31 protein-coding genes are annotated in these 25,094 nt (G+C 60.1%); 13 read left to right on the top strand and 18 right to left on the bottom strand.

Annotated elements, in window-relative coordinates:
- Position 1: 1 nt before the first annotated feature.
- Together GA0061100_RS04025 and GA0061100_RS04015 are read right to left on the bottom strand one after the other, a co-directional pair.
- Positions 2–337, bottom strand: a complete 336-nt coding sequence (locus GA0061100_RS04025; RefSeq protein ID WP_075851362.1) for a hypothetical protein — start codon at positions 335–337, stop codon at positions 2–4.
- Positions 338–541: 204 nt separating this feature from the next.
- Entirely contained in the window at positions 542–1,333 is a 792-nt protein-coding gene (locus GA0061100_RS04015; protein ID WP_075851360.1) for an ABC transporter ATP-binding protein, read from the bottom strand.
- 124 nt (positions 1,334–1,457) lie between these two features.
- Between GA0061100_RS04015 and GA0061100_RS04010 the strand changes: the two genes are divergently transcribed.
- Entirely contained in the window at positions 1,458–1,871 is a 414-nt protein-coding gene (locus tag GA0061100_RS04010; RefSeq protein WP_075851359.1) for a cupin domain-containing protein, read from the top strand.
- A 33-nt stretch (positions 1,872–1,904) separates the two neighbouring features.
- On the opposite strand, the gene hydA is transcribed toward GA0061100_RS04010, so the two are convergent.
- Positions 1,905–3,359: a dihydropyrimidinase gene (hydA, locus tag GA0061100_RS04005; protein ID WP_075851357.1), complete on the bottom strand. Its 1,455-nt coding sequence runs from the start codon at positions 3,357–3,359 to the stop codon at positions 1,905–1,907.
- Positions 3,360–3,407: 48 nt separating this feature from the next.
- A complete protein-coding gene (locus GA0061100_RS04000) occupies positions 3,408–4,661 on the bottom strand; it encodes a Zn-dependent hydrolase (protein WP_075851356.1) in 1,254 nt (417 codons plus the stop codon).
- A gap of 309 nt (positions 4,662–4,970) precedes the next feature.
- Between GA0061100_RS04000 and GA0061100_RS03995 the strand changes: the two genes are divergently transcribed.
- The 3 genes from GA0061100_RS03995 (at position 4,971) to GA0061100_RS34255 (ending at position 6,531) form a co-directional block, all read left to right on the top strand.
- Positions 4,971–5,621 carry a TetR family transcriptional regulator C-terminal domain-containing protein gene (locus GA0061100_RS03995; RefSeq protein ID WP_075851354.1) on the top strand — a complete coding sequence of 217 codons (651 nt, stop codon included), beginning with the start codon at positions 4,971–4,973 and terminating at the stop codon, positions 5,619–5,621.
- A 147-nt stretch (positions 5,622–5,768) separates the two neighbouring features.
- Complete coding sequence (locus tag GA0061100_RS34260) at positions 5,769–6,119, top strand: hypothetical protein (RefSeq protein WP_143525377.1); 351 nt, start codon at positions 5,769–5,771, stop codon at positions 6,117–6,119.
- Positions 6,120–6,183: 64 nt separating this feature from the next.
- The gene (locus GA0061100_RS34255; protein ID WP_208621510.1) at positions 6,184–6,531 is read left to right on the top strand and encodes a helix-turn-helix domain-containing protein; all 348 of its coding nucleotides are present in this window, start codon (positions 6,184–6,186) and stop codon (positions 6,529–6,531) included.
- A 56-nt stretch (positions 6,532–6,587) separates the two neighbouring features.
- Here the strand turns inward: GA0061100_RS34255 and preA are convergent, their stop codons facing one another.
- From preA to GA0061100_RS03970, 4 genes are all read right to left on the bottom strand, one after another.
- Complete coding sequence (gene preA, locus GA0061100_RS03985) at positions 6,588–7,901, bottom strand: NAD-dependent dihydropyrimidine dehydrogenase subunit PreA (protein ID WP_075851352.1); 1,314 nt, start codon at positions 7,899–7,901, stop codon at positions 6,588–6,590.
- Positions 7,902–7,914: 13 nt separating this feature from the next.
- Positions 7,915–9,273, bottom strand: a complete 1,359-nt coding sequence (locus tag GA0061100_RS03980) for an NAD(P)-dependent oxidoreductase (RefSeq protein ID WP_075851351.1) — start codon at positions 9,271–9,273, stop codon at positions 7,915–7,917.
- 481 nt (positions 9,274–9,754) lie between these two features.
- A complete protein-coding gene (locus GA0061100_RS03975) occupies positions 9,755–10,705 on the bottom strand; it encodes a sensor histidine kinase (RefSeq protein ID WP_208621519.1) in 951 nt (316 codons plus the stop codon).
- A gap of 228 nt (positions 10,706–10,933) precedes the next feature.
- Complete coding sequence (locus tag GA0061100_RS03970; protein WP_069611680.1) at positions 10,934–11,728, bottom strand: response regulator; 795 nt, start codon at positions 11,726–11,728, stop codon at positions 10,934–10,936.
- 259 nt (positions 11,729–11,987) lie between these two features.
- Between GA0061100_RS03970 and GA0061100_RS03965 the strand changes: the two genes are divergently transcribed.
- Together GA0061100_RS03965 and GA0061100_RS03960 are read left to right on the top strand one after the other, a co-directional pair.
- Positions 11,988–12,194, top strand: coding sequence for a NepR family anti-sigma factor (locus GA0061100_RS03965; RefSeq protein ID WP_075851348.1), 207 nt, complete (start codon positions 11,988–11,990; stop codon positions 12,192–12,194).
- A gap of 12 nt (positions 12,195–12,206) precedes the next feature.
- Positions 12,207–12,758, top strand: a complete 552-nt coding sequence (locus GA0061100_RS03960) for an RNA polymerase sigma factor (RefSeq protein WP_004107036.1) — start codon at positions 12,207–12,209, stop codon at positions 12,756–12,758.
- Positions 12,759–12,891: 133 nt separating this feature from the next.
- On the opposite strand, the gene GA0061100_RS03955 is transcribed toward GA0061100_RS03960, so the two are convergent.
- From GA0061100_RS03955 to hemP, 7 genes are all read right to left on the bottom strand, one after another.
- Entirely contained in the window at positions 12,892–13,296 is a 405-nt protein-coding gene (locus GA0061100_RS03955) for a hypothetical protein (RefSeq protein WP_075851346.1), read from the bottom strand.
- A gap of 9 nt (positions 13,297–13,305) precedes the next feature.
- Positions 13,306–13,656 (bottom strand): glycine zipper domain-containing protein, encoded by a 351-nt coding sequence (locus GA0061100_RS03950; RefSeq protein WP_075851345.1) that lies wholly within the window; start codon positions 13,654–13,656, stop codon positions 13,306–13,308.
- A gap of 169 nt (positions 13,657–13,825) precedes the next feature.
- Complete coding sequence (locus GA0061100_RS03945) at positions 13,826–14,617, bottom strand: heme ABC transporter ATP-binding protein (RefSeq protein ID WP_075851343.1); 792 nt, start codon at positions 14,615–14,617, stop codon at positions 13,826–13,828.
- A 15-nt stretch (positions 14,618–14,632) separates the two neighbouring features.
- Positions 14,633–15,724: a FecCD family ABC transporter permease gene (locus tag GA0061100_RS03940; RefSeq protein ID WP_425298668.1), complete on the bottom strand. Its 1,092-nt coding sequence runs from the start codon at positions 15,722–15,724 to the stop codon at positions 14,633–14,635.
- A 19-nt stretch (positions 15,725–15,743) separates the two neighbouring features.
- Complete coding sequence (locus GA0061100_RS03935; protein ID WP_075851342.1) at positions 15,744–16,679, bottom strand: heme/hemin ABC transporter substrate-binding protein; 936 nt, start codon at positions 16,677–16,679, stop codon at positions 15,744–15,746.
- 10 nt (positions 16,680–16,689) lie between these two features.
- Entirely contained in the window at positions 16,690–17,745 is a 1,056-nt protein-coding gene (locus tag GA0061100_RS03930; protein ID WP_075851340.1) for a hemin-degrading factor, read from the bottom strand.
- Between the two features lie 9 nt (positions 17,746–17,754).
- Positions 17,755–17,955, bottom strand: a complete 201-nt coding sequence (hemP, locus tag GA0061100_RS03925) for a hemin uptake protein HemP (protein ID WP_425298642.1) — start codon at positions 17,953–17,955, stop codon at positions 17,755–17,757.
- Positions 17,956–18,121: 166 nt separating this feature from the next.
- Here hemP and GA0061100_RS03920 point away from each other — a divergent pair, with 166 nt between their 5' ends.
- From GA0061100_RS03920 to hmuQ, 5 genes are all read left to right on the top strand, one after another.
- Entirely contained in the window at positions 18,122–18,595 is a 474-nt protein-coding gene (locus GA0061100_RS03920; RefSeq protein ID WP_075851885.1) for a hypothetical protein, read from the top strand.
- A gap of 4 nt (positions 18,596–18,599) precedes the next feature.
- Positions 18,600–19,853, top strand: a complete 1,254-nt coding sequence (gene tolA, locus GA0061100_RS03915; protein WP_075851338.1) for a cell envelope integrity protein TolA — start codon at positions 18,600–18,602, stop codon at positions 19,851–19,853.
- 133 nt (positions 19,854–19,986) lie between these two features.
- On the top strand, positions 19,987–20,385 hold the full coding sequence (locus tag GA0061100_RS03910; RefSeq protein WP_075851337.1) for a DUF2325 domain-containing protein: 399 nt from the start codon (positions 19,987–19,989) through the stop codon (positions 20,383–20,385).
- Complete coding sequence (locus GA0061100_RS03905; RefSeq protein ID WP_075851336.1) at positions 20,382–20,660, top strand: hypothetical protein; 279 nt, start codon at positions 20,382–20,384, stop codon at positions 20,658–20,660. The genes GA0061100_RS03910 and GA0061100_RS03905 overlap by 4 nt, the downstream gene beginning before the upstream one ends.
- Before the next feature lie 18 nt (positions 20,661–20,678).
- Complete coding sequence (gene hmuQ / locus GA0061100_RS03900) at positions 20,679–20,993, top strand: heme-degrading protein HmuQ (RefSeq protein WP_075851334.1); 315 nt, start codon at positions 20,679–20,681, stop codon at positions 20,991–20,993.
- A gap of 41 nt (positions 20,994–21,034) precedes the next feature.
- Here the strand turns inward: hmuQ and GA0061100_RS03895 are convergent, their stop codons facing one another.
- The 3 genes from GA0061100_RS03895 to GA0061100_RS03885 all read right to left on the bottom strand — a co-directional run bounded on the left by GA0061100_RS03895 (position 21,035) and on the right by GA0061100_RS03885 (position 22,943).
- Positions 21,035–21,412 carry a DUF423 domain-containing protein gene (locus GA0061100_RS03895; protein ID WP_075851332.1) on the bottom strand — a complete coding sequence of 126 codons (378 nt, stop codon included), beginning with the start codon at positions 21,410–21,412 and terminating at the stop codon, positions 21,035–21,037.
- Positions 21,413–21,419: 7 nt separating this feature from the next.
- On the bottom strand, positions 21,420–21,809 hold the full coding sequence (locus GA0061100_RS03890; protein WP_047629379.1) for a group II truncated hemoglobin: 390 nt from the start codon (positions 21,807–21,809) through the stop codon (positions 21,420–21,422).
- A gap of 90 nt (positions 21,810–21,899) precedes the next feature.
- Complete coding sequence (locus GA0061100_RS03885; RefSeq protein ID WP_143525376.1) at positions 21,900–22,943, bottom strand: substrate-binding domain-containing protein; 1,044 nt, start codon at positions 22,941–22,943, stop codon at positions 21,900–21,902.
- A gap of 135 nt (positions 22,944–23,078) precedes the next feature.
- Here GA0061100_RS03885 and GA0061100_RS03880 point away from each other — a divergent pair, with 135 nt between their 5' ends.
- Together GA0061100_RS03880 and GA0061100_RS03875 are read left to right on the top strand one after the other, a co-directional pair.
- The gene (locus GA0061100_RS03880; RefSeq protein WP_075851884.1) at positions 23,079–24,122 is read left to right on the top strand and encodes a Gfo/Idh/MocA family protein; all 1,044 of its coding nucleotides are present in this window, start codon (positions 23,079–23,081) and stop codon (positions 24,120–24,122) included.
- A gap of 4 nt (positions 24,123–24,126) precedes the next feature.
- Positions 24,127–25,020 (top strand): sugar phosphate isomerase/epimerase family protein, encoded by an 894-nt coding sequence (locus GA0061100_RS03875; protein WP_075851328.1) that lies wholly within the window; start codon positions 24,127–24,129, stop codon positions 25,018–25,020.
- Positions 25,021–25,094 lie beyond the last annotated feature (74 nt).

The following is a 25,094-nucleotide window of genomic DNA, read 5'->3' as shown; positions in this document are numbered from 1 at the left end:
CTCATGCCCTTCCTTGCGTCGGAAGCAGCATGAGGATCATGGCGACGATGCCAAGGCCTACGCCGGCAAGCTGCTGCAGGCTCAGCCGTTCGCCAAAGACGATGAAGGCGATGACGTTGACGACAACGAGCTGCGCGATGGAGGAGGCAGAGATCGCAAGGCCAAGCCCGCCTTCGCGCATCAGCCGCACCATCATCAGATTGCCGATGCAATAGAGCGCGAGCGACAGGATCAGCACCAACATGTTGTTGTTGGCGATATAGGCGCGTGAAGCGGTTGCACCGCTGATGAAGATCGCCATCGCGCCGACGAGCCAGAGGAAGAATTGCGGGTTCATAATACGCCTCCGGCCATGGTGCGGCCCCTCATCCGGCCTGTTAGCCACCTTCTCCTCGCTTTGACGGGGAGAAGGGGATGGAGGCGCGTGCGGCCTTCGCACCGGCGAGTGAGATTGGCGGTCGTGTCGAGGTCGTTCCCTCTCCCCCTGCACGGGGAGAGGGCTAGGGTGAGGGGCCGCCATGCGACGGAGCCGTCCATCATCCTATTCCTCATAGCTATGCCCCGCTCTAAGACCTTCCCGGACGCGGTGGGCGATTTCGAGAAATTCCGGCGTCTCGCGAATGCCGAGCGGCCGCTCCGCGGGAAGCGTCGATTCGATGACGTCGGTGACGCGGCCCGGGCGCGGCGACATGACCACGATCTTGGTGGAGAGGTACACTGCCTCGGGGATGGAGTGGGTGACGAAACAGATGGTCTTGTTCGTCTGCTTCCAGAGCTTCAGAAGCTGTTCGTTCAGATGGTCGCGGACGATTTCGTCAAGCGCGCCGAAGGGCTCGTCCATCAGCAGCAGATCGGCATCGAAGGCCAGCGCGCGGGCGATCGAGGCACGCTGCTGCATGCCGCCCGAAAGCTGCCAGGGAAATTTATGTTCGAAGCCGTTGAGATTGACGAGTTCCAGCGTCCGGGCGATGCGCTTGGCCTGCTCTTGCTTGTCATAGCCCATGATCTCAAGCGGCAGGGCGATGTTCTTCTCGATCGTGCGCCAGGGATAGAGGGCCGCGGCCTGGAAGACATAGCCGTAGGCACGAGCCTTGCGAGCATCTTCCGGCGACATGCCATTGACGTTGATATCGCCCGATGTCTTGCGCTCGAGATCGGCGATGACGCGCAGGAACGTGGTCTTGCCGCAGCCGGAAGGACCGATGAAGGAGACGAAATCGCCCTTGCGAACATCGAGATCGACATTGCTCAGCGCATGCACCGGCCCGTCATTCGTATTGTAGGTGAGACAGAGATTCCGCGCGGAGACGACGGAGGAAGCGGATGACGTCATTAACACCTACCAGTCCTGTTTTCGCCGCACGGTTGGGGCGGATTGCGTGTTATCCTGTTTGGCATTGCCGCAGTCCGGAAAGGCGAGAGCGCCTTGTGGCTGCTGGATCGAGGGGAGCAATGCCATGAGTGTCTCATCGAAGCCCACCTGCCGTATCGTGCGGCCCGGCAGCACCTATGCCGGAAAACAGGGCCTCAGCTATTTCGAAGGGATTGCCGCCGAGACAGTGGGCTCGACGGGGATCTGCATGCACCTTTTGACCATCCCGCCGGGCGCTCGTGCCAAGGCGCATCTTCACGCCTCGCATGAGACAGCGATCTATGCGATTTCCGGGGAGACGCATTGCTGGTTCGGCGAGCGGCTGGAGGAGCACGTCATCGTGCGTGAGGGCGAGATGTTCTATATTCCGGCCGGCGTTCCGCATCTTCCAGCTAATCTCAGCGACCGTCCGGCGACAGCGGTCATCGCCCGCACCGATCCGAACGAGCAGGAAAGCGTGGTCCTGCTGCCGGATCTGGAGCGGTATGTGCCGCGCTGAGCGGTGGATGAGCCGAGGCGCTGATCCCAAGCGTCATACCCCGCTGGCGGGAATGCCGCTGCGCTGAACCTTGCGCGGCGCGGTGACTTCTTTCCAGGTCGAAAGTGCCCGGTTGACAGCGGTAAAGGGGTCGCGCTTGACGAACTCGCCGTGGCCTTCCCTGGTCTTGACCGTGCCTTCCTCAATGGCGACGACGCCGCGCGTCAGCGTATAGCGCGGCATACCCGTCACTTCCTTGCCCTCGAAGACATTGTAGTCGATCGCCGACTGCTGGGTCTTGGCGGCGATGGTCTTCGACCGCTTCGGATCCCAGACGACGATATCGGCATCGGCGCCGACGAGGATCGCGCCCTTCTTCGGATAGACGTTGAGAATCTTGGCGATGTTGGTTGAGGTGACGGCGACGAATTCGTTCATCGTCAGGCGGCCGGTGTTGACGCCATAGGTCCAGAGCATCGGCATGCGATCCTCGAGGCCACCGGTGCCGTTCGGGATCTTGGTGAAGTCGTTGAGGCCGAAGCGCTTCTGCTCGGTCGTAAACGCGCAGTGGTCGGTCGCGACCACCTGCAGCGAGCCGGAGGCAAGGCCGGCCCAGAGGCTGTCCTGATGCTGCTTGTTGCGGAAGGGCGGCGACATGACGCGGCGGGCGGCGTGATCCCAATCCGCGTTGGCATATTCGCTTTCGTCAAGCGTCAGGTGCTGGATCAGGGGCTCGCCATAGACGCGCATGCCCTTCTGGCGGGCGCGACGGATGGCTTCGTGCGCCTGTTCGCAGGAGGTATGGACGATATAGACGGGCGAACCCGCCATGTCGGCGATCATGATGGCGCGGTTCGTCGCTTCGCCCTCGACCTCGGCCGGGCGGGAATAGGCGTGCGCCTCCGGCCCGTTATTGCCTTCGGCGAGCAGCTTTGCCTGCATCTGCGCGACCACATCGCCGTTTTCGGCATGGACCAGCGGCAGTGCGCCCAGCTCGGCGCAGCGCTGGAACGAGGAGAACATCTCATCGTCATCCACCATCAGCGCGCCCTTATAAGCCATGAAGTGCTTGAAGGTGTTGATGCCCTTGTCGCGGACGATGGCCTCCATCTCGTTGAAGACCTGCTCGCCCCACCAGGTGATCGCCATGTGGAAGGAATAGTCGCAGGTGGCGCGGGTGGACTTGTTGTCCCACATGGTCAGGGCTTCGAGCAGCGACTGGCCGGGCGAGGGGAGCGCGAAATCCACCACCATCGTCGTGCCGCCTGCAAGAGCTGCTCGCGTGCCGCTCTCGAAGTCGTCCGAGGAGTAGGTGCCCATGAATGGCATTTCGAGATGCGTATGCGGATCGATGCCGCCGGGCATGACGTAGCAGCCGGAGGCATCCAGCACCTCGTTGCCCGATAGATTCTGCCCGATTTCGACGATCTTGCCGCCTTCGACCTTGACGTCTGCCTTATAGGTCAGGTCGGCCGTGACGATGGTTCCACCCTTGATGACTGTGCTCATGGTGCATGCTCCAGATGTGTGAAGTTCCGATGCTGGGAATCGCGGCCGTCAGGCCACGATCTCCGCCGTCTCGACGACTGCGTGGAACAGCACATCCGCGCCGGCGGCTGCCCATTCCTTGGAGATTTCTTCCGCCTCGTTATGCGAGAGGCCGCCGACGCAGGGGCACATGACCATCGTGGCGGGCGCGACCTTGGCCGCCCAGCAGGCATCATGACCCGCGCCCGAGATGATGTTCATGTGGCTGTAGCCGAGTTTCTCGGCTGCATTGCGCACGGAGGTGACAAGCTTTGGATCGAAAGTCACGGGCTCAAAATGGCCGATGGCTTCCACCGAGCAGCCGACGCCGAGAGCATCCGCGATCTTTTTCGCTTCCGCTTCGATCTTGGCGCGCATGCGGTCGAGCTTTTCCTTGTCGGGTGTGCGGATGTCGACTGTGAAGACCACCTTGCCGGGCAGGACGTTGCGCGAATTCGGCGAGAAAAAGACCTGGCCGACACCGCCGACGGCGCCCGGCTGATTCTCCATCGCCACGCTCTGCACCATCTCGACGATCCGTGACATGGCAAGGCCGGCATTGACACGCATCGCCATGGGCGTCGAGCCGGTATGGGCTTCCTTGCCGGTGAGCGTGAATTCCAGCCACCACAAGCCCTGACAGTGGGTGACGACGCCGATTGTCTTGTTTTCGGCTTCGAGGATCGGTCCCTGTTCGATATGATATTCAAAATAGGCGTGCATCTTGCGCGCGCCGACCTCTTCGTTGCCGAGCCAGCCGATGCGCTTCAGCTCGTCGCCATAGGTCTTGCCGTCCGGGTCCTTGCGGCCATAGGCATAATCAAGCGTATGCACGCCGGCAAAGACGCCGGATGCCAGCATGGCGGGCGCAAAGCGTGCGCCTTCCTCGTTCGCCCAGTTGGTAACGACGATCGGATGCTTGGTCTTGATGCCGAGGTCGTTCATCGTGCGGACGACTTCAAGAGCTGCAAGTACGCCGAGTACGCCGTCATATTTGCCGCCCGTCGGCTGGGTATCGAGATGCGAGCCGACATAGACGGGCAGCGCATTCGGATCGGTACCGGCACGGGTCGCGAACATCGTGCCCATCTTGTCGACGCCGACGGTCATGCCCGCCTTGTCGCACCAGGTCTTGAAAAGGCTGCGTCCCTCGGCGTCGGCATCGGTCAGCGTTTGACGATTGTTACCACCGGCAATACCGGGGCCGATCTTCGCCATGTCCATCAGCGTATCCCAAAGGCGATCGCCATTGATACGCATGTTTTCTCCTGGCGCTGCCACCATGATGCAATCCTCACCTGTTTGTCCTCGGGCATGCAAGGCGCATGCCCGAAATTGTTCCCGTTGGTCTTATTCCAAATTCCGGAGCGTCGTCTTGTTTTTCTTGCCCGGAAAATCGCCAGTTGCCTTTAAGAAACATCTGACGGATAATTTGACCGATTGGTAAACATTACAACTTCCGTGGCGCGGCTCAAGACGAAAAGCACGAAAATTTCCGATAAAATTTCAGGCGATTGCCTAAATGCGATGCATCGACAGGGTGAATGAGGGCACTGCCGAAAGGCTTGGATTTCAAGGAGAAACAGAGCAGACATGGCCATCCCGAGAGCCGCCAAGACACAGCGCCGCACCCGAATCCAGGAAGAGAAAGAGGAAATCATACTGGAAGCCGCGCTCGACGTATTTTCCGTCAGCGGTTTTCGCGGCTCGACCATCGATCAGATCGCTGAAGTGGCCGGGATGTCCAAGCCCAATCTGCTCTACTATTTCCGCACCAAGGAAGCGATGCATCGGGCCTTGATCGACCGGGTGCTGTTTACCTGGCTGGAGCCGCTGCGCGCTTTCGATGCCAACGGCAATCCCGAGAGTGAAATCCGCTCCTATATCCGCCGCAAGCTTGAAATGGCCCGCGATTTTCCGCGCGAAAGCCGACTCTTCGCCAATGAGATGCTGCAGGGGGCGCCGCATGTGGAAGACGAGCTGCGCGGACCGCTGAAGAGCCTTGTCGACGAGAAAGTTGAGGTCATCCGCACCTGGGCGCAGGCCGGCAAGATCGCCAAATGCGATCCTTATCACCTGATCTTCTCGATCTGGTCGACCACGCAGCATTATGCGGATTTCGACGTGCAGGTGCGTGCGGTCTTGGGGCCGGAGCATTCGGGCGAGGGGCGTTTCGAGGATGCTGCTCGTTATCTGGAGCAGCTTTTCGTCGACGGGCTTCGGATTCGGGGACCCCGCGCTTAGAGCGCCACATGTTTGCAAGGACGCCTATTTTATTGAATTTTCCCAAGTCCCTCGAATTTTATCGCGTTAAGGGTGTGGTATCGATTCGTGCTCTATTCGGTTGATCTACGTATAGTATAGATATTGATTTTAGTCGGTCATTGGCCTATGAAAAAGATATGGACGAAGAAGGATGTTGCCTTTCATTTTGTGAATGAAGCCACATCTCATCCCGTATGCACGGTCGAAATTCAAACGCCGGATGGTGTGATTTCGGTGATGGCTGAGCCTCAGATGATCGGGAACACATTCTATCTTCGCGGCTTCCATATCCAGGGTGAGGACATTTCAATGAACGACCTTGGAGCGCATCGGCTCAGAAATCTGGCGGAGATCGCCATGGAGGAAATGGAGTGCCATGAACTCGTCGTTGAAGGAGCGGTTCGAACGACTGGGGCCGGTCGAGGACGTAAGCCGCGGCCAGTCCGGTTCACCCGTCGCGATATCCCTGCATTTTGACCAGCCGGTAAAGGGTTTCCGGTCCATTTCCGCGGTCCGTGCCTTGGTGAAAGGCGGGATGTCCATGCTGACGGCGAAGAAGGCTATCGAACGAGCGATGGAAAAGGGACAGGTAACCATGCTCGTCCCACATGTAGAAAGCCAGGCCGATCTCGCACGCGAACTGGAGAAAACCGGGCTCGTTGTCAAGGCGGTCGCCGTACGTCCGATCGACGTCAGGGAAATTCGCCAGAAAATCGGTCTGACCCAGGAGCAGTTCGCGCTCCGCTTTGGCATCGATCTGGAAACGCTCCGCAATTGGGAGCAGGGTAAACGTTCGCCGGACAAAACAGCGCAAAGCTATCTGCGCGCCATAGAACGGATGCCGGAAGAAATCCAGGCAGCTCAGGAAGACCCTATTCTCAAGTTTTAATAATGAAAACATCCGCCCGGACGTGCCGGGCGGATTTGCTTTTCATATCCGCGCTGTTACTCCGCAGCCTGCCGCGCCATCGGATTGTTCGGATGGGTCGTCCAGTTGGCGTAGTTCGGGTCGACGACCTTGCCGGTGCGCTTGTCGAGCGAACCTGCCGGCAGTTCTTCCATGGTGATGCAGTTCTCGACGGGACAGACGTTGACGCAGAGATTGCAGCCAACGCATTCCTCTTCAATCACCTCGAAGCGCCTGACGCCATCGACGAAATTGGTGATCGCCTGGTGCGAGGTGTCCTCGCAGGCGATGTGACAGCGGCCGCACTTGATGCAGGCATCCTGGTCGATCTTTGCCTTGGCGATGTAGTTGAGGTTGAGATACTGCCAGTCGGAGACGTTCGGCACGGCGCGGGCGATGATGTCGTCCAGGCTGCGGTGGCCCTTTTCGTCCATCCAGTCGGAAAGGCCCGTAATCATCTCTTCGACAATCTTGAAGCCGTAGGTCATCGCCGCCGTGCAGACCTGCACGTTGCCGGCGCCGAGCACCAGGAATTCCGCCGCATCGCGCCAGGTGGTGATGCCGCCGATGCCTGAGATCGGCAGACCGTAGGTGTCGGGATCGCGAGCGATCTCGGCCACCATGTTGAGTGCGATCGGCTTGACCGCCGGACCGCAATAGCCGCCATGGCTGCCCTTGCCGCCGACCGTCGGGTTCGGCGCGAAGTTATCGAGATCGACCGAAACGATCGAGTTGATCGTGTTGATCAGCGATACGGCATCGGTGCCTCCGGCCTTGGCGGCGCGAGCCGGCTTGCGGATATCGGTGATGTTGGGCGTCAGCTTGGTGATGACGGGCATGCGCGTGTACTGCTTGCACCAGCGCACGACCATTTCGATATATTCGGGCACCTGTCCGACCGCGGAACCCATGCCGCGCTCGGACATGCCGTGCGGACAGCCGAAATTGAGTTCGATGCCGTCGGCGCCGGTCTCTTCGACCAGCGGCAGGATTGCCTTCCAGGCCTGTTCCTCACAGGGCACCATGATCGAGGCGATCAGCGCTCGGTCCGGCCAGTTCATCTTCACCTGCTTCATTTCGCGCAGGTTGGTGTAGAGGTCGCGGTCGGTGATCAGCTCGATGTTGTTGAGGCCGAGCAGGCGGCGGTCGGCGCCCCAGATCGCGCCGTAGCGCGGGCCGTTGACGTTGACAACAGGCGGTCCTTCCTCGCCGAGCGTCTTCCAGACCACGCCGCCCCAGCCCGCCTTGAAGGCGCGCTCGACGTTGTAGGCCTTGTCGGTCGGCGGCGCCGAGGCCAGCCAGAACGGGTTCGGGGACTTGATGCCAACGAAATTATTGCGGAGATCAGCCATGTCGGTTCTCCTTTCAGGCGACTGCAGCGGCCGACTTGGCGGCAGCGAGCGCACGGTTGATGGATTCGGCCGCATCGCGACCCTGTGCTACGGCCGAGACCGTCAGGTCATCGCCACCAAGCACGCAGTCGCCGCCGGCCCAGACGCCGTCGATCGAGGTCCGGCCTTCGCTGTCGATGGCGATGCGGCCGGATTCCATGCGCAGGGCACCGAGGCCTGAGGCTTCGAACGTCTGGCCGATCGCCTTGAAGATCTGATCGGCGGCAATGATGCCGACATCGCCGGTGGCGGTGAGCTTGCCGTCGCGCAGTTCGGTATATTCGACTTCGATGCCGGCGACCTTGCCGTCCTTGTCGACGATACGCTTCGGAGCCAGCCAATGGCGGATGATGACGCCCTTGGAGGTGGCCAAGTCCTGCTCGAACTCGGAGGCGTTCATATGCTCTTTGCCGCGGCGATAGCAGATCGTCACTTCTTCGGCGCCAAGCAGCTTGGCCTGCACGGCCGCGTCGATCGCGGTCATGCCGCCGCCGAGGACGACGACGCGGCGGCCGATGGCTATATCGGCCTTGCTGCCGGCCTGGCGCAGTTCGGCGATATAGGCAACGGCATCGGCAACGCCATCGAGGTCTTCGCCTTCGGCGCGCAGCGCATTGACGCCGGCAAGGCCGAGGCCGAGGAATACGGCGTCATATTGCTGGGAGAGGTCGGAAAGGCTGAAATCGCGGCCGAGCGCCTGGCCGTTCTTCACCTCGATGCCGCCGATGGCGAGCACGTAATCGACTTCCTTTTGCGCGAAGTCGTCGACAGCCTTGTAGGTGGCGATGCCGTATTCGTTCAGGCCGCCGGCCTTTTCGCGAGCATCGAAGATGGTGACGTCATGGCCGTTGACGGCAAGACGATGCGCGCAGGCAAGACCGGCAGGGCCGGCGCCGATGACAGCGATCTTCTTGCCGGTGGAAGCGGCGCGCGAATAGAACTGCTTGTTTTCGGCCATCGCCGTATCGGTCGCATAGCGCTGCAGGCGGCCGATCTCGACCGGACGCTCTTCGGCAGTGTTGCGCACGCAAGCCTGCTCGCAGAGCTGTTCGGTGGGACAGACGCGGGCGCACATGCCGCCGAGGATGTTCTGATCGAAGATCGTCTTGGCCGAGCCGATCGGGTTGCCCGTCGAGATCTGGCGGATGAACATCGGAATGTCGATGGAGGTGGGACAGGCCGTCATGCACGGCGCGTCGTAGCAGAAATAACAGCGGTCGGATGCGACCAGCGCCTCATGCTTGTTGAGGCGCGGATGAAGATCGGAAAAGTTTGCATCATATTCGGCGGGCGTGAGCCTGCCCTTATGAATCCCAGTTTCCAGTCGTCCCATTGAAGTTCCCTCTTATAGTAAACGGCTAGTACTGGGACGGTAACTCAGCTTAAAAAATTTATCAAACGGTAAAATTTTGATCGCAAAGCGTGCCGCAATAGGCCTTCTTGGTCGGGAATGAGAACATTTTCGATCACTGGGTCTTGCGTTCTAACATTATGATTTGAATTGATTTTCATCTCCTATGGAGAAGGCTCTTTACGAGCTTTAGGCCTCGGGATGGTCGCGAGCGCCCGCCAGTGATTCGAGAGCAGTCATGCCTGCGGCCGCGCTGAAATGTGAAAAGCCGATGAATTTTTTTAGCTCTGCGTGGAACCAAGGCCCTGCAGCATCGTTATGCCGGTGTCCTGATGATGATCGCATCTCCTGATGCACGCCCAATACGTCTCAGGACTCTACTCACGGTCCCCTCCCGATGAGTGCAAAGCAGCCAGTGCGCCGCCCTCGCACTGGCTGTTTTATTTTGGCCCTGCCGTCCGCCTTAACGGCGTCTCAGGATTTCATATTCAGTTTCGGGAATGGTGAGCCGATAGCCGATGCTGCCGTCGTCAATGGCGAAGTCGGCGCGACCGTTCATGGAGGTCGGCACGACGCGCTCGAGCACCGTGCGGCTGAAGCTATTGTCCTCGAATTCATGATCCGTGGGCGCATAGAAACGCTCAGACCAGGCGACCTCAATCGCCTTCTTGCCGTCGAGCTCGGCTTCCTTGCAATTGAGCGTGATGCTCGTGGCGCCCGTCGAGATGGCGCCATGCGACGCGGAATTGACGATGAGTTCATGCAAGGCAAGCCCCAGATGCACGGCGGCATTGGGCGTCAGATGGGCATTGATGCCATAGATCGGCATGGGCACGCCGGCATCGGGCCAATAGGGGGCAAACTGCTTTTCCGCGAGTTCGAACAAATATGCGCCGCGCCAGCTGGAATCAGTGATGAGATCCTGCGAATTCGACAGGGATTGCAGGCGGCCGCGGAATTTGATGAGGAAATTGTCGACGGAAAGTGTGTGGCGGGCGGTCTGCGTGGCGATACCCTGAATGATGGCGAGCAGGTTCTTGGAGCGATGCGACAGTTCGCGCAGCAGCGACTTCAGCACTTTTTCGCGGTGGCGGCTCTCGGTGATTTCGGAGATGACGGACAGCACGCCCTGCGGCTTGCGCCCGCCGATCCGTTCCATTTTCAGCTCGTAGACGCGTGCGCCGTCGCCACTGGCGATCTCAACCTCGGCGGTGGCTGGCTTGCCGCTTTCGAGCACGCCCCGCTTCAAACGCAAAAGGTGCTCGCCATCCTTTTCTCCAAAGAGATGCGAGTCATTGCCGCCTATGACGACAGACGACTGCAGATGGTCCGGCAGATTGTCGGCATAACGGATCGACAGATTTACATCCTGGAACAGGATGGACACATTGGCGCTCGCAAGCGCCCGCTCCATCAGAGCGGCTTTGCCTTCCAAACTCAAAGGCGCGCCGGGTAATGGTTCAGACGTATTCACCGGCTTGCCTTTCACACGCAATTCGAGAACCCCGCCGATAGGGCATTCTCACTCGTAACAACTTGAACCGACCTATAGAATCGCCGCGGATAACAGTCGGTAAACCGGCCGTTTCGAACACAAACGCCCGGTTATGGTCTTTGTTCCGCCGGAGGGTTTTCACTTGGATCAGGCGGCCACCTTTGTGGTTTCGTTAAAGAAGAGCGCCTGGCTGATGAGCGCCTTCACCATGTCCGGATTGAAAGGCTTGGTCACGAGGAAGGTCGGCTCCGGCCGCTCGCCGGTCAAAAGCCGCTCCGGGAAGGCGGTAATGAAGATCACCGGGATGCTCGCCGTCTTGAGGATGTCGTTGACGGCATCGATGCCCGAGCTGCCATCTGCAAGCTGAATGTCGGCAAGCACCATGCTCGGCTTTGTCGCATTGTAGAGCGCGACCGCTTCGGCATGCGTGCGCGCGATACCGGTAACGCGATGGCCGAGGCTTTCCACCATCTGCTCGATATCCATTGCGATCAGCGGCTCGTCCTCGATGATCATGATATCCGTTGCCACCTGGCGCGAGATTTCCTGGGAGGCGGTATCGAGCAGGTGCATGGCGTCGCTTTCCGAAACGTCGAGGATATCGGCGATCTCGCCGAGGCGGAAACTTTCGACCGATGCAAGCAGGAAGGCTTGGCGCGCAAGTGGCGAGACCTTGGAAAGGTTTACGGATGCCCGCTGTTCCCAGGCGAAAGGAGAGGCTGGCTCGGGAATCTGAAGTGTCACGGAACCGAACAGCTTCGTGAACAGTTTATAGAGGGCGACACGGTCGCTGTCCGTGTCCGGAAAGATGGAGATGTCAGCGATGATGGCTTCCAAAACCGCAGCAACATAGGCGTCCCCCGACGTCTGCGTTCCGGTCAAAGCACGTGAATAACGCCGCAAATATGGAAGATGCGGCGCAATGCGTGTGGAAAGTGTCATCAATGGCTCCCGCCTTTATCAAATTCTCATTAAATACAGCCCAGAGGCCGCAATGACTAACAAACGTCAGTTGAGTAAAAAAGTTCCTCTTTGTCGGAACTTTTTTTAGGCAGTCGCATTACAATGCTTACAATCGGTGGACCTCAACCTTTACGATTCGTTAGGCAACTGTTTTGAGTGAGGTCAACTGCTCCCGGGCGGGGAGGCAAGGGCGCGCCTTATTCATGAACGCGAGACAATTGAGAAGCGAGCAGGCTAAATGACCATCCAGAATCACGAGGACGCAGACAAGAAGGCATCGGACCTGCGTGCGATGGATATCCTCGATCCCAATAATCAGATCGGCAACCGGCTGCGTTCGTTCTATGCTGCCATGCAGGACGAAGCCATTCCTGATCGCTTCCTGGATCTTTTGGAGAAGCTCGATCATGCCGAACGCTTGGCTTCCGCAAAGGTCTCCGAATAGGAGGTGGGCGCCATGGAAACGCAAACGAGCTTCAAGCGCGAACTTCTCGCCGCCCTGCCGAGCCTCAGAGCCTTCGCCATTTCTCTGACCGGCCGCCACGATCGGGCCGACGATCTCGTCCAGGATACGATCATGAAGGCCTGGGCGAAGCAGGACCATTTCGAGATGGGCACCAACATGAAGGCCTGGCTCTTCACCATCCTGCGCAACGAACTCTACAGCCAGATGCGCAAGAGCGGCCGTGAGGTGCAGGACAGCGACGGCGTATTCACCGAATCGATGGCGACGCATCCCTCGCAATATGGCGCCGTCGACCTGCAGGACTTTCGCAAGGCACTGGACCAGTTGCCGCCGGATCAGCGCGAAGCCATCATCCTGGTGGGCGCTTCCGGCTTTTCCTATGAAGAAGCCGCCGAGATTTGCGGCTGCGCAGTCGGCACCATCAAGAGCCGTGTCAACCGTGCGCGCCAGCGTCTCCAGGAATTGCTGGATATTTCCGGCGAGGCGGACTTCGGCCCGGATGCCACCTCGGCACCACTGACCTCCAAGGCATTTGCCTTCTGACAAAAAAGCCCGGTCTTCCGACCGGGCTTTTTCATTTGATACGCCGGGCAACTTCCCTTCTTTCGTTCGCAGCTTGACGCAACGGGGCCATTCTGTCCTTGCCCGGCACCTCCGTGCCCTGCGAGCAGCCGGCTCAATCGTCTTCGTCGCTCGATCCGAACAGGTTGCCGAAGATGAGCGCGGCGGCAATGGCCGCAGTCATCAGCGGCTGTTTGCGGACCAGGCCTAGAACTGCTGCTGCCGCGGACTCCATAGCCAGCCGACGCTCGCGGGCTCGCCGTTTCTCCTGCTGGTTCATGATGGCCATGATGACAAGCACGATCAGCCCGAGCAGTAAGGCGCCTGCTGCAATCAGCAGGGCCGAAACCGCAGCGCCGTAGATTGTCGCAAGCCAGATGGCTGCTGCAATCAGGGCGAAGGCATAGGCCGTCAAAAGAAGGAGAACGGCAATGGCAATGAAAATACCGTTGCGCTTGGTCCGCGCAACGGTACGGTTGAATGTGCCTGACAGAAGCAGGCCGAGGATCGGAGCGATCATTCCGCCACCCTAGCGGCGAGACAGAAGCAGAGCGACGGCAAGTCCGAACGCAGCTGCCGCTCCAATGGTGGCGACCGGATGCTGGCGCACTGTTCTGCGCACTTCGCGCGAACCCCTTGCATAACCGCGCTGCAGATCGTGCAGGAGTTCCTCGCCTCGAACCGTCAGGTCATCAAAACCGGACTCGGCGCTTGCACGCCATTTCTTGCCTTGCTTGGCGCCGTTCTCGCCGATCAGCTTGGCGAAAGCTGCAACTTCTTCGCGCAGCGATGCGATCTGATCCTCGATACTTGCTTCGACGTCCTGCAGGCTGCTGCCATTGCGCTTGCCGCGCCCCGAATGGAGAATGGATGTAGCCATGTTCAGCTCCCTTTCGCTTTGCTTGGGCGCCAACGGCGCCTGTTACCCGCATTCGCCGGAAACGATCCGGCACACTAAGCTATCCTGCGTTCGAAACATTGATTTCGATCACTTGATCTCAACGCGCGGATGCAACAAAAAGTTCCGAGACGTGCGGGGCAAGGGACGATCAGTCGATCAGCGCGCTATGGGCGAGGACGAAGGGGGAGCCGTCGGCGGGAACGCGGTTGACACGCAGATTGCAGCCGAAAACGTCCTGAAGATGCCGGTCCGTCAGTACGTCCCCGACCGGACCCTTTGCCTGCAACCGGCCGTTCTTGAGCAACACCATCCGGTCGGCGAAAAGCGCGGTCAGGTTGAGATCGTGCATGACGGCGATGACGCCGCCGCCGCGCCGGCAGAATTGCCGGGCAAGCGTCATGATGGTGAGCTGGTGGCTGATATCAAGGCTGGAGACCGGTTCGTCGAGAAGCAGCCAGCACGGCTTGCCGTCGATGACAGGCTCGGAAATCTGGCAAAGCACACGCGCGAGCTGGACGCGCTGCTGTTCGCCACCGGAGAGCTCCTGGTAGAGACGGCCCTCGAAGCCGCCCAGATCGACGACGGCAAGTGCCTCAGTCGCGGTGCGGTCAGCCTCCTCCGGATGACGGTTGCGCCCGCTCGTCAGGCCCATGCGGACGATCTCGCGGACGGTAAAGGGGAAGGATATCGAGCTTGCCTGCGGCAGGACACCGCGCATTTCGGCAAGCTGCCATGGCTCCAAGGCCTTGATTTCAGCACCGTTCATGTGGACGGCGCCGTTATAGGCGAGCTCGCCGGAGATGGCTTTCATCGTGGTGGTCTTGCCGGAGCCGTTCGGCCCGCAGATTGCCGTCAGCGTGCCGGCCTCGGCTGTGAAGGAGACATCCTCTACGACCGGCTTGCCGGCAAGCCGCACACTCAGATTGGAGACATCGATCATTCCAGGCTCACAGGCTCACAGGCTGAGGCGCGAGCGCTGCCGCAGCAACATCCACAGGAAGAAGGGACCGCCGACGCCGGCCGTCAGAATGCCGATCGGCAATTCGGCCGGAGAAACGATGGTGCGGGCGACCACGTCGGCTACGACCAGCAACGAGCCGCCGAGGAGCGCCGAGGCAGGTAGGAGGAAGCGATGGTCGGGGCCGATCACCATGCGCAGGATGTGCGGGACGACGATGCCGACGAAGCCGATGCCGCCGCTGACGGCGACGGAGGCGCCGACCGCCGCAGCGACGCTGACGATGGCGATATTCTTCAGCCGCTGCACTGATATCCCCATGTGAAAGGCTGCTGCTTCACCGAGTGTCAAGGCGTTCAGCCCACGGGCCATGAAGGGAAGGGGCAGAAGGGAAAGGATGATTATGGGGCCGGCGCCCGTGACCTTGCTCCAGGTCGAGCCCGCCAGTGAGCCCATGCTCCAGAAAGTGAGGTCGCGCAATTGCCGGTCGTCGGCCATGTAGATGAGGATTCCCGTCGCCGCAAGGGCGAGCGAGCCGAGTGCAATACCGGCCAGTAGCATGGTCGCGATGGATGTTTGCCCGTACCGGGTCGCAACTTTGTAAAGCAGTATCGTTGTTGCCAGACCGCCGATGAAGGCGGCGATGGGCAGAGCGAAGATGCCGAGGAGATGCGCGACGGGGGCAAGCACGCCGCCGCCGAGGACGATCATCGCAACTGCACCGAGACTGGCGCCTGCTGAAACGCCGATCAGGCCGGGATCGGCGAGCGGATTGCGGAAGAGGCCCTGCATGACCGCACCCGACACCGCAAGCCCGCCGCCGATCAGGAAGCCGAGCACGGCGCGGGGCAGACGGATATCGAAAATGACGATGCGATCGCGGATGCTGAGCGTACTTTCCGCGCTGCCGCTCACCATGCCCGCGATCACGTCGACGACTGAAGCATTCGATGCGCCCGTGGTGATCGAGAAGAGAAAGGCAACGGTCGAGACGAAGACGAGGCCGGCGATGACGAGGATCGCAAGTGCGGTGCGATCCCCTTGGCGACGGCGTGCCGTGGTTTGCGACATCTGCTTCAGCCCCGCCATGGCATCGTTGAATGCCACGTCAGCCCCCGTAGATCGCTGCGTTCAGCTCACGAATGGCGCTGGCCGTGCGCGGTCCGAAGCCGAGCAGGTGCAGTCCGTCCATACGCACGATTGCCTTGTGGCTCGCGGCCGGCGTCAGTGAGATGGCCGGCTGCTTCAGCAGGTCTTCGTTCGACATCGACAGCGGCCCCTCGCGATCCATGATCAGGATGACGTCGGGCTTGGCTTCGATGATAGCCTCGTCCGTCACCGACTTGTAGCCGGAGAAGCCGCTGATCGCATTGACGGCGCCTGTCAGCTTGATGATGCCATCGGCAGCCGTATCGCTGCCCGAAGCCATGATCTTGCCGTTCTGGTTGCTCAGCACGAAAAGCACGCGCTTGCGCTCGGCCTCCGGGCGTTTGGCGGAATCTTTGATCGCGGCGTCGAGATCGGCGGCGACCTTGGCCTCCAGTGTCTTTGCCTTGTCCGGCACGCCGAGCAGCGCGCCGACGACGTCGATCTTCTTCAGAATGCCGTCGCGATCGTAATGCTGCGGCACGGTTTCGAAAGGCAGGCTAGCATTGCGAAGCACGGCCAAGGCTTCCGGCGGGCCGGAGCCTTCGACGGCGATGATGGCAGTCGGATTGACGGCCAGGATGCCTTCCGGCGACAAAGCGCGCATGTAGCCGACATCGGGAAGCTTGGTCGCTTCCTTTGGATAAAGGCTGGTGGAATCACGGGCGATGAGCCGCTTTTCTTCACCGAGCGCATAAACGATCTCGGTCACATCGCCGCCGATGGAGACGAGGCGGGAGGTATCCGGCGTCTTGGCCGTTTCTGCGGCGTGTGCGTGGCGTACGAAGCTGCCAAGGCCGGCGATCGGATTGGCCGGCACAAGCGGCAAAGTCATCACCACCATGGTCAGCGCGATTTCCCAAGGCCTGATATGCTTGAAGTTCTTAAACATCGTCATGGGCCATCTCTTATGCGGCAACGCTGGCGTCGGCTCTCGTCAGGCCTTCAAGGATGGCGCGCCAATCGGGGCGCTCATCGAAGCCTTCCTTCCGCTTGCCGAAGAACTGGATGATCATCTCGCCCCTGGCATTGTAGGCTTCGAGCGACGTGACATGGCCGTCCTTGGTCGGCTTGCGCACGACCCATGCCTCGGCGATGTGGTCCTGACGCAGGTGCAGGTGGAAAGTCGGGTCCATGACGTTGATCCAGGGACCCATGGTCTGCACATTGACGATCGGGCCGGAATGGATCTGCACGGTGCCCTCGTTGGCAACGAAGCACATGATCGGCAGGCCTTCGCGCACGCAAGCGTGCATCATCTCGGCGACCGCGCCGCCATCCAGCTTCCACGCGTAATCGTCGCCGACAGCGCGGATCGCGTTCTGGCGGCCGATCTTCAGCTTCTTCAGCATGCCGAAGAATTCATGCGTGTCGGTCATGCGGCTCCAGTGGTCGCGCAGTTCGTCACGGCTGACGTCACCGTCAGTCGCGCCGTTGTCGTAACCCGAGCGATCCTCGGAGAATTCCTGTGACTGGTCTTCGATGCGCAGCTCGGCGACCATGGCGTGATAGGCCTCGACATTCGAGGCAGGGCGCAGATGCACCTTGTGGACGGCATCGCCGGCCTTGTCGAAGAACTGCAGGCTCAGCCTCCTCTGATCACCATCGGCCTTGGTGACGGCAAAGCCATGTACCCAGCGCTTCGGGAAGATGCGCAGGTCGATATTTTCGCCAAGCACGATCGCCGCCTGGGCGCCGAACTTCATGTTCTCATAGACGCCGATCTTTTCGTGTACGGCGCTTTCGTTGCGCGACAAAGCCATGATTTCGCCGAGCGAGGCGATCCGCTCCAGGAAGCGATCGACGCTGGCATCGATGCGGACGGCGGTAATGCCGACTTCAGCCGCGACAAGGGCAGCTTCGGAAATCTCGAGGCGGGCAGCGATGTCGCGCTCGCGCATCTTCGGGTTATCGGCGCGGAAGGCGCGGATTTCGGCGGGGGTCGGGCGAGTCGTCTTAGTCATCTGTCATGCCTATTTGTTGAGTATCAGCTTGCCTTGGCGCGTAATCTTCATGCGGTAGATGACGCCTTCATGCTTGATCATGATTTCGGTCTGGCCCCGGAAAATATCCGTGCTGTCGACAATTCTTACCTGCGGTGCGGCCGCGTATTGCTCCGGCGGCGTAGGGGTCTTCTCAGCAATCATCCTGTTTAGTTTTGCCTGAAAATTCATCGGGGGCCGAACCGCTGTCCGGCCAAATTTATCTTGACTCTCATACTCATGGTTTCATAAAGACGCAATAGGAGACTGATAAAGTCAAGTTTAAAAATTTCGACGCTACACGCCAGGGCCGTTGGCCGAGCAGACACGCGTCAAAACATATTCAGGAGAGATGTCGATGCTGACGAAAACCATCTTGGCGCTCGCTGCTGCGGGTGTATTCGCCGCGGCATCTTCCGTCCCTGCCTTCTCCCAGGATACGAATGCGGCGCCTGCTCCTGCGTCGGCAACTCCAGCGCCAACAGCCTCTCACAAGCTGAATGTCGAGCTCAATGCGCTCGCTCCCTCGCAGAAGGGCTGCATGATGACCTTCGTTGCCGAAAACGACATGGCGACGCCGATCAACAAGATCTCCTTCGAGCTCGCCTTCTTCAATGACAAGAACGCCGTCGATCGCGTCACCGTTCTCGATTTCCGTGACCTGCCGCTCGGCAAGAAGCGGGTGCGGCAATTCGACATGCCGGGCGTGAAGTGCGAGACGGTCTCGCGCATTATCATCAACGACACGCCGGTCTGCGACGGACCGGCGGCGGGTGAGTGCAAGGCCGCGTTGACAACCCGCTCGCAAATCTCAGTTCCCTTCGAAGGCTGATGTGATGGCAATGCGCTCGGTCAAGGTTTCCATGGAGCGCCGCGCCAACGGCGGCCTGAATGACAACTATCCGAGCGTACTGCCCGGCCACGAACTTGCCGGTCTTGAAGGCGTGCCGCGACCGCCGGCTGCCGAAGCCGTGGCGCATTACAGCCGTTTCACGCAGATCAGCTCCTATCCAGATCATCCAAGCGAGGCCGCACCGGTTGAGACGGCAGAGCATTTGCCTATGGACGCGCAACCTGAAAGGTTGCGAGAGGCCTCGACAGGACGCAAGGCATCGTTGCTTTTCTCCGGCATAGGTTCATGCCTGTTCCATGCCGCCATCGTTACAGTGCTGTTGTTTGCCTTCGTCGCGGCGCCTGAAGATGCGCAGGAGGAGGCGGGCGATACTGTCAGCGTTATCATGATCGGCAATTCCGATGCGGATCAGATGGCGATGGGTGAGGAAAACCCGCAGACGGAGCCGGAGCAGGTGACCGCCGAGGCCGTGCAGCCGCAAACAGTTCAGCCTAACGAGGTGACGCCTGAACAGGCGCAGCCGCCTCAGCCCGATGTTGTCCAGCCGCAGGAGGTGGAAACGCAGCAGGTGCAAGCCGCTGAAGCCGTCCAGCCTGTCGAGCAGACCCAACCGCCGGAGGTAGCGCCGGAACAGCCGCAAATCTTGGCGACGCAGGCACCGTCCGAGACGACGGTGATCCAGCCCGCCGAACCGGTGCAGCCCGTCCAGAATGACGTCGTCGAGGCACAGCCCGTAGAGACGCAGCCCGAGGTCGTGAAGCCCGTCGAAAGACCGAAGCCTGTGGAAAAGCCGAAGGTCGTCAAGAAGCCTGTCCCGAAAATCGCGAAGGTGAAGTCGGGTTCGCGCGGCGAGAACGAGCAGGATTCAAAGAGGGGATCGGTTGACGGTGCGGAGACCGCTCAATCCGATGCCAATTCGCAGCTGACTGCTCGCAAGACCGGCTCAGGTGATGCGGCAATTGCAAACTATACCGGCAAGGTTCAAGCTCGCATCAAACGCTACGTGCAGCGAGTACCATCAACGTATGGGAAGGGCCTGACGCTTGTTGTGCGTTTGACCATTGGTTCGAACGGCGAGCTTCGATCTCTTTCCGCAGTGCGCAGTTCGGGGGATTCTGGCTTGGACCAAGCCGTGCTTGAACAAGTGCGGAACGCGGCGCCGTTTCCGTCGCTGCCTTCCGAATGGGGTAAGCCGACTTGGACATTCACACAGCCGGTTCAGGTCGGGGGGCGATAACGGTCGCGGCTCCCGCCCTAAAATATGATGAAAACTCTCAACTTTATACTTTACTATAAAACTCATGTTTACTAAGGTCGCGTCACGCTTGGTGGAATCGAGCGTGCAAGAGCAACCAGCAAACGGGTGATGTATGGCGCGTAAGGGGAAGAAGGATTTTGGCCGCGAGAGCCGTGAAGCGCAGACGACGGCGCAGGTTTCCGGCAAATCCACTCTCGATGTACGCAGCTTCCTCTATGTAGGCGGCCGTGATTGCCAGGTGGCGCATCTGCGCCAGATCGCCAGCAACTTCGGGGCAGAACTGATCCATCATGACGGCGGCCTGCGCGAGGCGGTATCCCGCATCGACACCGTGCTGCCGTCGGTCGACTGTGTCTTCTGCCCGATCGATTGCATCAGCCATGATGCCTGCCTGCGTGTGAAGACGGGATGTAAGAAGTTTGGCAAGGCCTTCATCCCCTTGCGCAATGGCAGCAAGTCCAGCCTCGAACGGGCACTGCAGACGATGAAAGAACGAGACGCTTCCAGATGATCGATAATGGCCCCGAGGGGTTTATGCTGATCGGCCTGCACAAACTGGCCGCACAGAATGGCGATGGGCTTGTGCCCGAACTCTACGAATTGCTGATGCGTCGCGCCGAGGAGCAGCGACGCGCGGCGAATGTCGCGACATTTCCTGCCTGGAAGACGCGGCAGCCTGGAGAGGCGCCGGATCAACCCTTGGACGAAGCAAGCCGCGATGGCGCGAATGTCATTGCCTTTGCGCCTGACGTGGATAAGACTGTCACCCGCCGCAAGAAGGTCTGATCGTCGAACGAGGTTGCCATGTACATCGCCATGAACCGTTTCAAGGTCGTCATCGGTTTGGAGGGCGAATTCGAAGAGGTGTGGAGAGGGCGGGACTCACGGCTGTCGGACGTGCCCGGCTTTCTCGAGTTCCGACTGTTGCGCGGCAAGGCGAATGTCGAGGAGGGCTATACGCTGTTTTCCTCGCACACGATCTGGCACAGCGAAGATGCTTTCATCGACTGGACGAAATCCGAGCATTTTCGCGCGGCGCATCGCAATGCCGGCGACAACAAGCGGCTCTATTGGGGGCCGCCGCAGTTCGAAGGCTTTGCGGTCGTTCCCGGCATTTGAGCCGGGATAGTCACCGATATAAGTGCCCCTGAGGGCTGGCGTCACGCCTTTGCCGGGCTCGTCCTGAAGAAGGCGCCGAGCGCTATCACGGCCCAGCCGGCGATCATGCCCATTCCGCCTGTCGGGGCGGCCATCGGAAACAGCGAGCTTCCGCCGAAATGCCTGCTGATGAGATCGCCGGCGAAAATCAGCGTTCCCAATCCCAATAGGACGGCAGCGATCGGCGCAATGCGGATGCGGTCGTAGCCGGCGTAGAGTGCCAAGAGGGCAGGGGCGTGGGCGAGGCTCATGGTCGAGGCCGCGCCGAGGAAATGCGTGTCGCCGCCATGGGTCGCGGCCGCGGCTAGCGCAACGCCACTGGCGCCGAGGATTCCAGCGATAAACAGGGTGGCCGGACGGATTATGGTGCCGATGGTCATATCTTCCTCATTCCCTGTTTTGCATGTGAAAGGCCAGACGTTCGACTGGCTCCCAGATGATGGCCCGCAGTTTTTCGTTCTCGATGGTTTCGTCCATGGCGCGGCGGAAGCATAGCAGCCATTCGTCGCGCTCTTTCGGGCCGATGGCGGCAACGAAGTGCCGGCTGCGCAGGCGGGGATGGCCGCGCTTCTCGATATAGAGCTGCGGCCCGCCGAGATAGCCGGTCAGATATTCGTAGAATTTCTCCTGCGAACCTTCGAGGCTTGGCGGGTGCACGGCGCGGCAATTGGCTGCTTCAGGCAAAGTATCCATCAGCTCGTAAAAGCGTGATGTCAGCGCTCGCACGGTTCGGTCGCCGCCGATCGCTTCGTAAAGTGTGATGGTTTCTTCGCTCAAGCCCCAGGCCTCTGTTTGCGATGTCCTACATGGCAACTCACGGGCGATGCCGCAACCGTCGGAATGGCCGGTGCGGCGTTTCGGCGCTGCTTATTTTGCTGGTCTCAGCTGGAAAGCGTCGCTTTCTCCCGGAATGAGTTCGAGCGGCCACACGCTCTGGCGCGATGTCCTCGGGTATTCCTCGCTGTAGGCTGGCATGCTGGAAAGCAGGATTTCGGCCAGTTCGACGCCAAGGTCGTGCAGCGAGGTCCGAAAGCAGGTCAGCGCCGGCTGCAGGAATTTGGCGCGCGGCGCCTCGCGAAAGCTGACCACGGCGATGTCCTGCCCCGGAATGATGCCGGCCTCCATGACGCGCCGGTAAAGGCCGATCGCCATCAATTCATAGATCAGGATTACTGCGGTTGGCCGGCTTTCAAGACGCAGCAATTCGTCGCCTACCTGATAACCGCCCTGTTCGCTCGATTTGGCACGGATGACCAAGGCTGGGTCATAGGGGATGCCATGCCGCTCGAGGGCATGGCGATAGCCATCCACGAAGACGAAGCCGAGATTGATCTCGCTCGCGGGCGCGCTGATGGCGATACGGCGATGCCCGTGCGCCACGAGCCGGTCGACGGCGCAATTGACGACACCGTCGAAATCGAGGTCGGCCCAAGGATGCTGTGCGCCCGAGAGGCTGCGGCCGAGCGCTGCAAACGGGATTTTCGCCTTGGCGAGCAGATCGAAGCGTTTGTCGACCCGCTGCGTCTCCGAAATGATCATCGCATCGGCAATACGCCGCGCCACCATGCGCTTGAGATATTCATAAGGGTCTTCGTCATGGGGGCAGGGGAGCATGATCAAATCGAGATTGTGCCGCGAGAACACGCTCTGCAGGCCGCCCGTCACGGTCAGGAAGAAATTGTCGCTGTTTTCGACCGTTTCCCGGCTGGACTGGATCATCAGGCCGATGACGTTGGTGGTGCCCTGTCTCAGGCTGCGCCCGGATTGGTTGGCCACATAACCCAGTTGCTCAGCGGCGGCGAGCACGCGCTTGCGGGTCTCCTCGTTCACATCCGGCTTGCCGTTCAATGCGCGTGATACTGTGCCGATCGAGATATCGAGATGCTCGGCAAGCTGGCGAATTCCCTTCATCGGCCGCGGTTTTCCTCCATGCGCCATTTTCCGTGGTCCTCCTCTATTGACACAGGAAAATCTTTTCGCATAGTATCGTAAACGTTTACGGAGCGCGTGTCATGAGGGGTAATGCACGGCCCGCTGGAGGACATCGTGAAATTTAATGCCATTTTGTGCGGGTGCGGAGCTATGTCCAAAGGCTGGCTCAGGGCCATCGCCTCGACGCCGGCGCTTGCCGAATCCATTCAGGTTGTCGGCCTGGTCGATCTCAATCGAGCGACCGCCGAAAACCTTGCGAAAGAATTCTCTCTCGAAGGCGCTGTAGTCGGCTCCGACCTTGCCGAGGTCATCGCTGCGACCAAGGCGGACCTGGTCTTCGACATTGTCATTCCAGCCGCGCGTTTCGGTGTGGTTTCGACGGCGCTGAAGGCTGGCTGCCATGTCCTGAGCGAAAAGCCGATGGCGACGTCGCTGGCTGAGGGTGCCGCCCTGATCGACCTTGCCGCCAAGGCCGGCAAGATCCATGCGATCATCCAGAACCGTCGCTACATCTCCGGTATCCGTCGCTTGCGACGTTTCGTGGAGGAGGGGGCAATCGGCGAGCTGACGGGTGTCCATTGCGACTTTTTCCTCGGTCCGCATTTCGGCGGTTTCCGCGAGGAAATGGACAATGTGCTGCTGCTCGACATGGCGATCCATACCTTCGATGCTGCCCGCTTCGTGTCCGGCAAGGTGCCGCTCTCGGTCTATTGCGTCGAAAAGAACCCTGTCGGCTCCTGGTACAAGCATGGCTCATCGGCGCACGCGCTCTTCGATTTTTCCGACGACGTCGTCTTCAGCTATCGCGGCTCATGGTGCGCCGAGGGACGGCGCACGAGCTGGGAAAGCCAATGGCGGCTCACCGGCAGTAAGGGCATGCTGACCTGGGACGGAGAAGAGAATTTCGAGGCTGGCGTTGCCGGCAACGAGCCGGGCCTGCTGCACGGCTTCACCCCGATCGAAGTTCCCGGGCCGAAGCATGAGGAAGAAACGCATGGCCATGCCAGCGTCATCGCCTCCTTCATCGAAGCAATCAAGACAGGCAAGCCGCCCGAGACGGCAAGCGGTGACAATATTCGCAGCCTTGCCATGGTTTTAGGCGCTATCGAGAGCGCCAAGACGGGCCGGCGCGTCGATATCTCAGCACAAGGACAGTGACATCATGACAAATCCGGCAAAAGCCATCCGTATCGGCACGATGGTCAGAGCGACAAACGAGGACGCCGCCAAGAACATCGCCAAGATCGCTGATCTCGGCTTCGAAAGCTTCGAACCCTTCTTCTGGCAAACCACCAACGGCCAGAACCTTGCGGATCTCGGCAAGCGCTGCCGCGATGCCATCGGCGACCGCGACATCACCATTTCGACTATCGGCATGTTCGGCAATCCGCTCGAAGAGCGAGAGATGGATCTGCAGACGCTGCAGGGTTGGAAGGACTGCATCGACAACGCCCATCATTTCGGCGCAACTTGTGTTGCCGGCTTCACCGGCCGCATCCGTAACCAACCGCTCACCGACAGCCTGCCGCGCTACAAGCAGGTCTGGAGCGAGCTTGCCAAGCGCGCTGCCGACAAGGGCATCAAGATCGCCTTCGAAAACTGCGCCATGGATGGCAACTGGGCGACCGGCGACTGGAACATCGCGCATAACCCGGATGCCTGGGAGCTGATGTTCAACGAGACCCCGGACGACAATCTGGGTCTGGAATGGGAGCCGTGCCATCAGATGGTCTATCTGATCGAGCCGCTGCCGCAGATCCGCAAATGGGCGAAAAAGATTTTTCACGTCCATGGCAAGGATGCGACGATCCGTTGGGATGTCATCAAGGAGCACGGTATCTTCGGCAAGGAGAAGTTCGTCTTCATGCGCACACCGGGCTTCGGCGACAGCAATTGGACCGACATCATCTCCGAGTTGCGCCTTGCCGGCTGGTCCGGTTCCATCGACATCGAAGGCTGGCATGATCCGGTCTATCGCGATGCGCTCGAAATGACTGGCCAGGTTCACGGCCTGAACTATCTCAAGAGAAGCCGGGGTGGTGAATTCGTCGAGTAAAGCGCGCATTTGCGAATCTGCATCGATTTAGGAGGCAAGTTGTGCGTTAATGAAGTGCCCGGAGCGGCTGACGT

This window comes from Martinezella hainanensis (assembly GCF_900094555.1).
Taxonomy (GTDB): domain Bacteria; phylum Pseudomonadota; class Alphaproteobacteria; order Rhizobiales; family Rhizobiaceae; genus Rhizobium; species Rhizobium hainanense.
Note: the sequence above shows the minus strand (reverse complement) of the source record. Positions and strands in the feature narration are given on the sequence as shown.

Coding starts and splice junctions, on each gene's coding strand:
- GA0061100_RS04025 (WP_075851362.1), bottom strand. CDS start 337: ATGAACCCGCAATTCTTCCTCTGGCTCGTCGGCGCGATGGCGATCTTC.
- GA0061100_RS04015 (WP_075851360.1), bottom strand. CDS start 1,333: ATGACGTCATCCGCTTCCTCCGTCGTCTCCGCGCGGAATCTCTGTCTC.
- GA0061100_RS04010 (WP_075851359.1), top strand. CDS start 1,458: ATGAGTGTCTCATCGAAGCCCACCTGCCGTATCGTGCGGCCCGGCAGC.
- hydA (WP_075851357.1), bottom strand. CDS start 3,359: ATGAGCACAGTCATCAAGGGTGGAACCATCGTCACGGCCGACCTGACC.
- GA0061100_RS04000 (WP_075851356.1), bottom strand. CDS start 4,661: ATGGTGGCAGCGCCAGGAGAAAACATGCGTATCAATGGCGATCGCCTT.
- GA0061100_RS03995 (WP_075851354.1), top strand. CDS start 4,971: ATGGCCATCCCGAGAGCCGCCAAGACACAGCGCCGCACCCGAATCCAG.
- GA0061100_RS34260 (WP_143525377.1), top strand. CDS start 5,769: ATGAAAAAGATATGGACGAAGAAGGATGTTGCCTTTCATTTTGTGAAT.
- GA0061100_RS34255 (WP_208621510.1), top strand. CDS start 6,184: ATGCTGACGGCGAAGAAGGCTATCGAACGAGCGATGGAAAAGGGACAG.
- preA (WP_075851352.1), bottom strand. CDS start 7,901: ATGGCTGATCTCCGCAATAATTTCGTTGGCATCAAGTCCCCGAACCCG.
- GA0061100_RS03980 (WP_075851351.1), bottom strand. CDS start 9,273: ATGGGACGACTGGAAACTGGGATTCATAAGGGCAGGCTCACGCCCGCC.
- GA0061100_RS03975 (WP_208621519.1), bottom strand. CDS start 10,705: ATGGAGCGGGCGCTTGCGAGCGCCAATGTGTCCATCCTGTTCCAGGAT.
- GA0061100_RS03970 (WP_069611680.1), bottom strand. CDS start 11,728: ATGACACTTTCCACACGCATTGCGCCGCATCTTCCATATTTGCGGCGT.
- GA0061100_RS03965 (WP_075851348.1), top strand. CDS start 11,988: ATGACCATCCAGAATCACGAGGACGCAGACAAGAAGGCATCGGACCTG.
- GA0061100_RS03960 (WP_004107036.1), top strand. CDS start 12,207: ATGGAAACGCAAACGAGCTTCAAGCGCGAACTTCTCGCCGCCCTGCCG.
- GA0061100_RS03955 (WP_075851346.1), bottom strand. CDS start 13,296: ATGATCGCTCCGATCCTCGGCCTGCTTCTGTCAGGCACATTCAACCGT.
- GA0061100_RS03950 (WP_075851345.1), bottom strand. CDS start 13,656: ATGGCTACATCCATTCTCCATTCGGGGCGCGGCAAGCGCAATGGCAGC.
- GA0061100_RS03945 (WP_075851343.1), bottom strand. CDS start 14,617: ATGATCGATGTCTCCAATCTGAGTGTGCGGCTTGCCGGCAAGCCGGTC.
- GA0061100_RS03940 (WP_425298668.1), bottom strand. CDS start 15,724: ATGGCGGGGCTGAAGCAGATGTCGCAAACCACGGCACGCCGTCGCCAA.
- GA0061100_RS03935 (WP_075851342.1), bottom strand. CDS start 16,679: ATGACGATGTTTAAGAACTTCAAGCATATCAGGCCTTGGGAAATCGCG.
- GA0061100_RS03930 (WP_075851340.1), bottom strand. CDS start 17,745: ATGACTAAGACGACTCGCCCGACCCCCGCCGAAATCCGCGCCTTCCGC.
- hemP (WP_425298642.1), bottom strand. CDS start 17,955: ATGAATTTTCAGGCAAAACTAAACAGGATGATTGCTGAGAAGACCCCT.
- GA0061100_RS03920 (WP_075851885.1), top strand. CDS start 18,122: ATGCTGACGAAAACCATCTTGGCGCTCGCTGCTGCGGGTGTATTCGCC.
- tolA (WP_075851338.1), top strand. CDS start 18,600: ATGGCAATGCGCTCGGTCAAGGTTTCCATGGAGCGCCGCGCCAACGGC.
- GA0061100_RS03910 (WP_075851337.1), top strand. CDS start 19,987: ATGGCGCGTAAGGGGAAGAAGGATTTTGGCCGCGAGAGCCGTGAAGCG.
- GA0061100_RS03905 (WP_075851336.1), top strand. CDS start 20,382: ATGATCGATAATGGCCCCGAGGGGTTTATGCTGATCGGCCTGCACAAA.
- hmuQ (WP_075851334.1), top strand. CDS start 20,679: ATGTACATCGCCATGAACCGTTTCAAGGTCGTCATCGGTTTGGAGGGC.
- GA0061100_RS03895 (WP_075851332.1), bottom strand. CDS start 21,412: ATGACCATCGGCACCATAATCCGTCCGGCCACCCTGTTTATCGCTGGA.
- GA0061100_RS03885 (WP_143525376.1), bottom strand. CDS start 22,943: ATGAAGGGAATTCGCCAGCTTGCCGAGCATCTCGATATCTCGATCGGC.
- GA0061100_RS03875 (WP_075851328.1), top strand. CDS start 24,127: ATGACAAATCCGGCAAAAGCCATCCGTATCGGCACGATGGTCAGAGCG.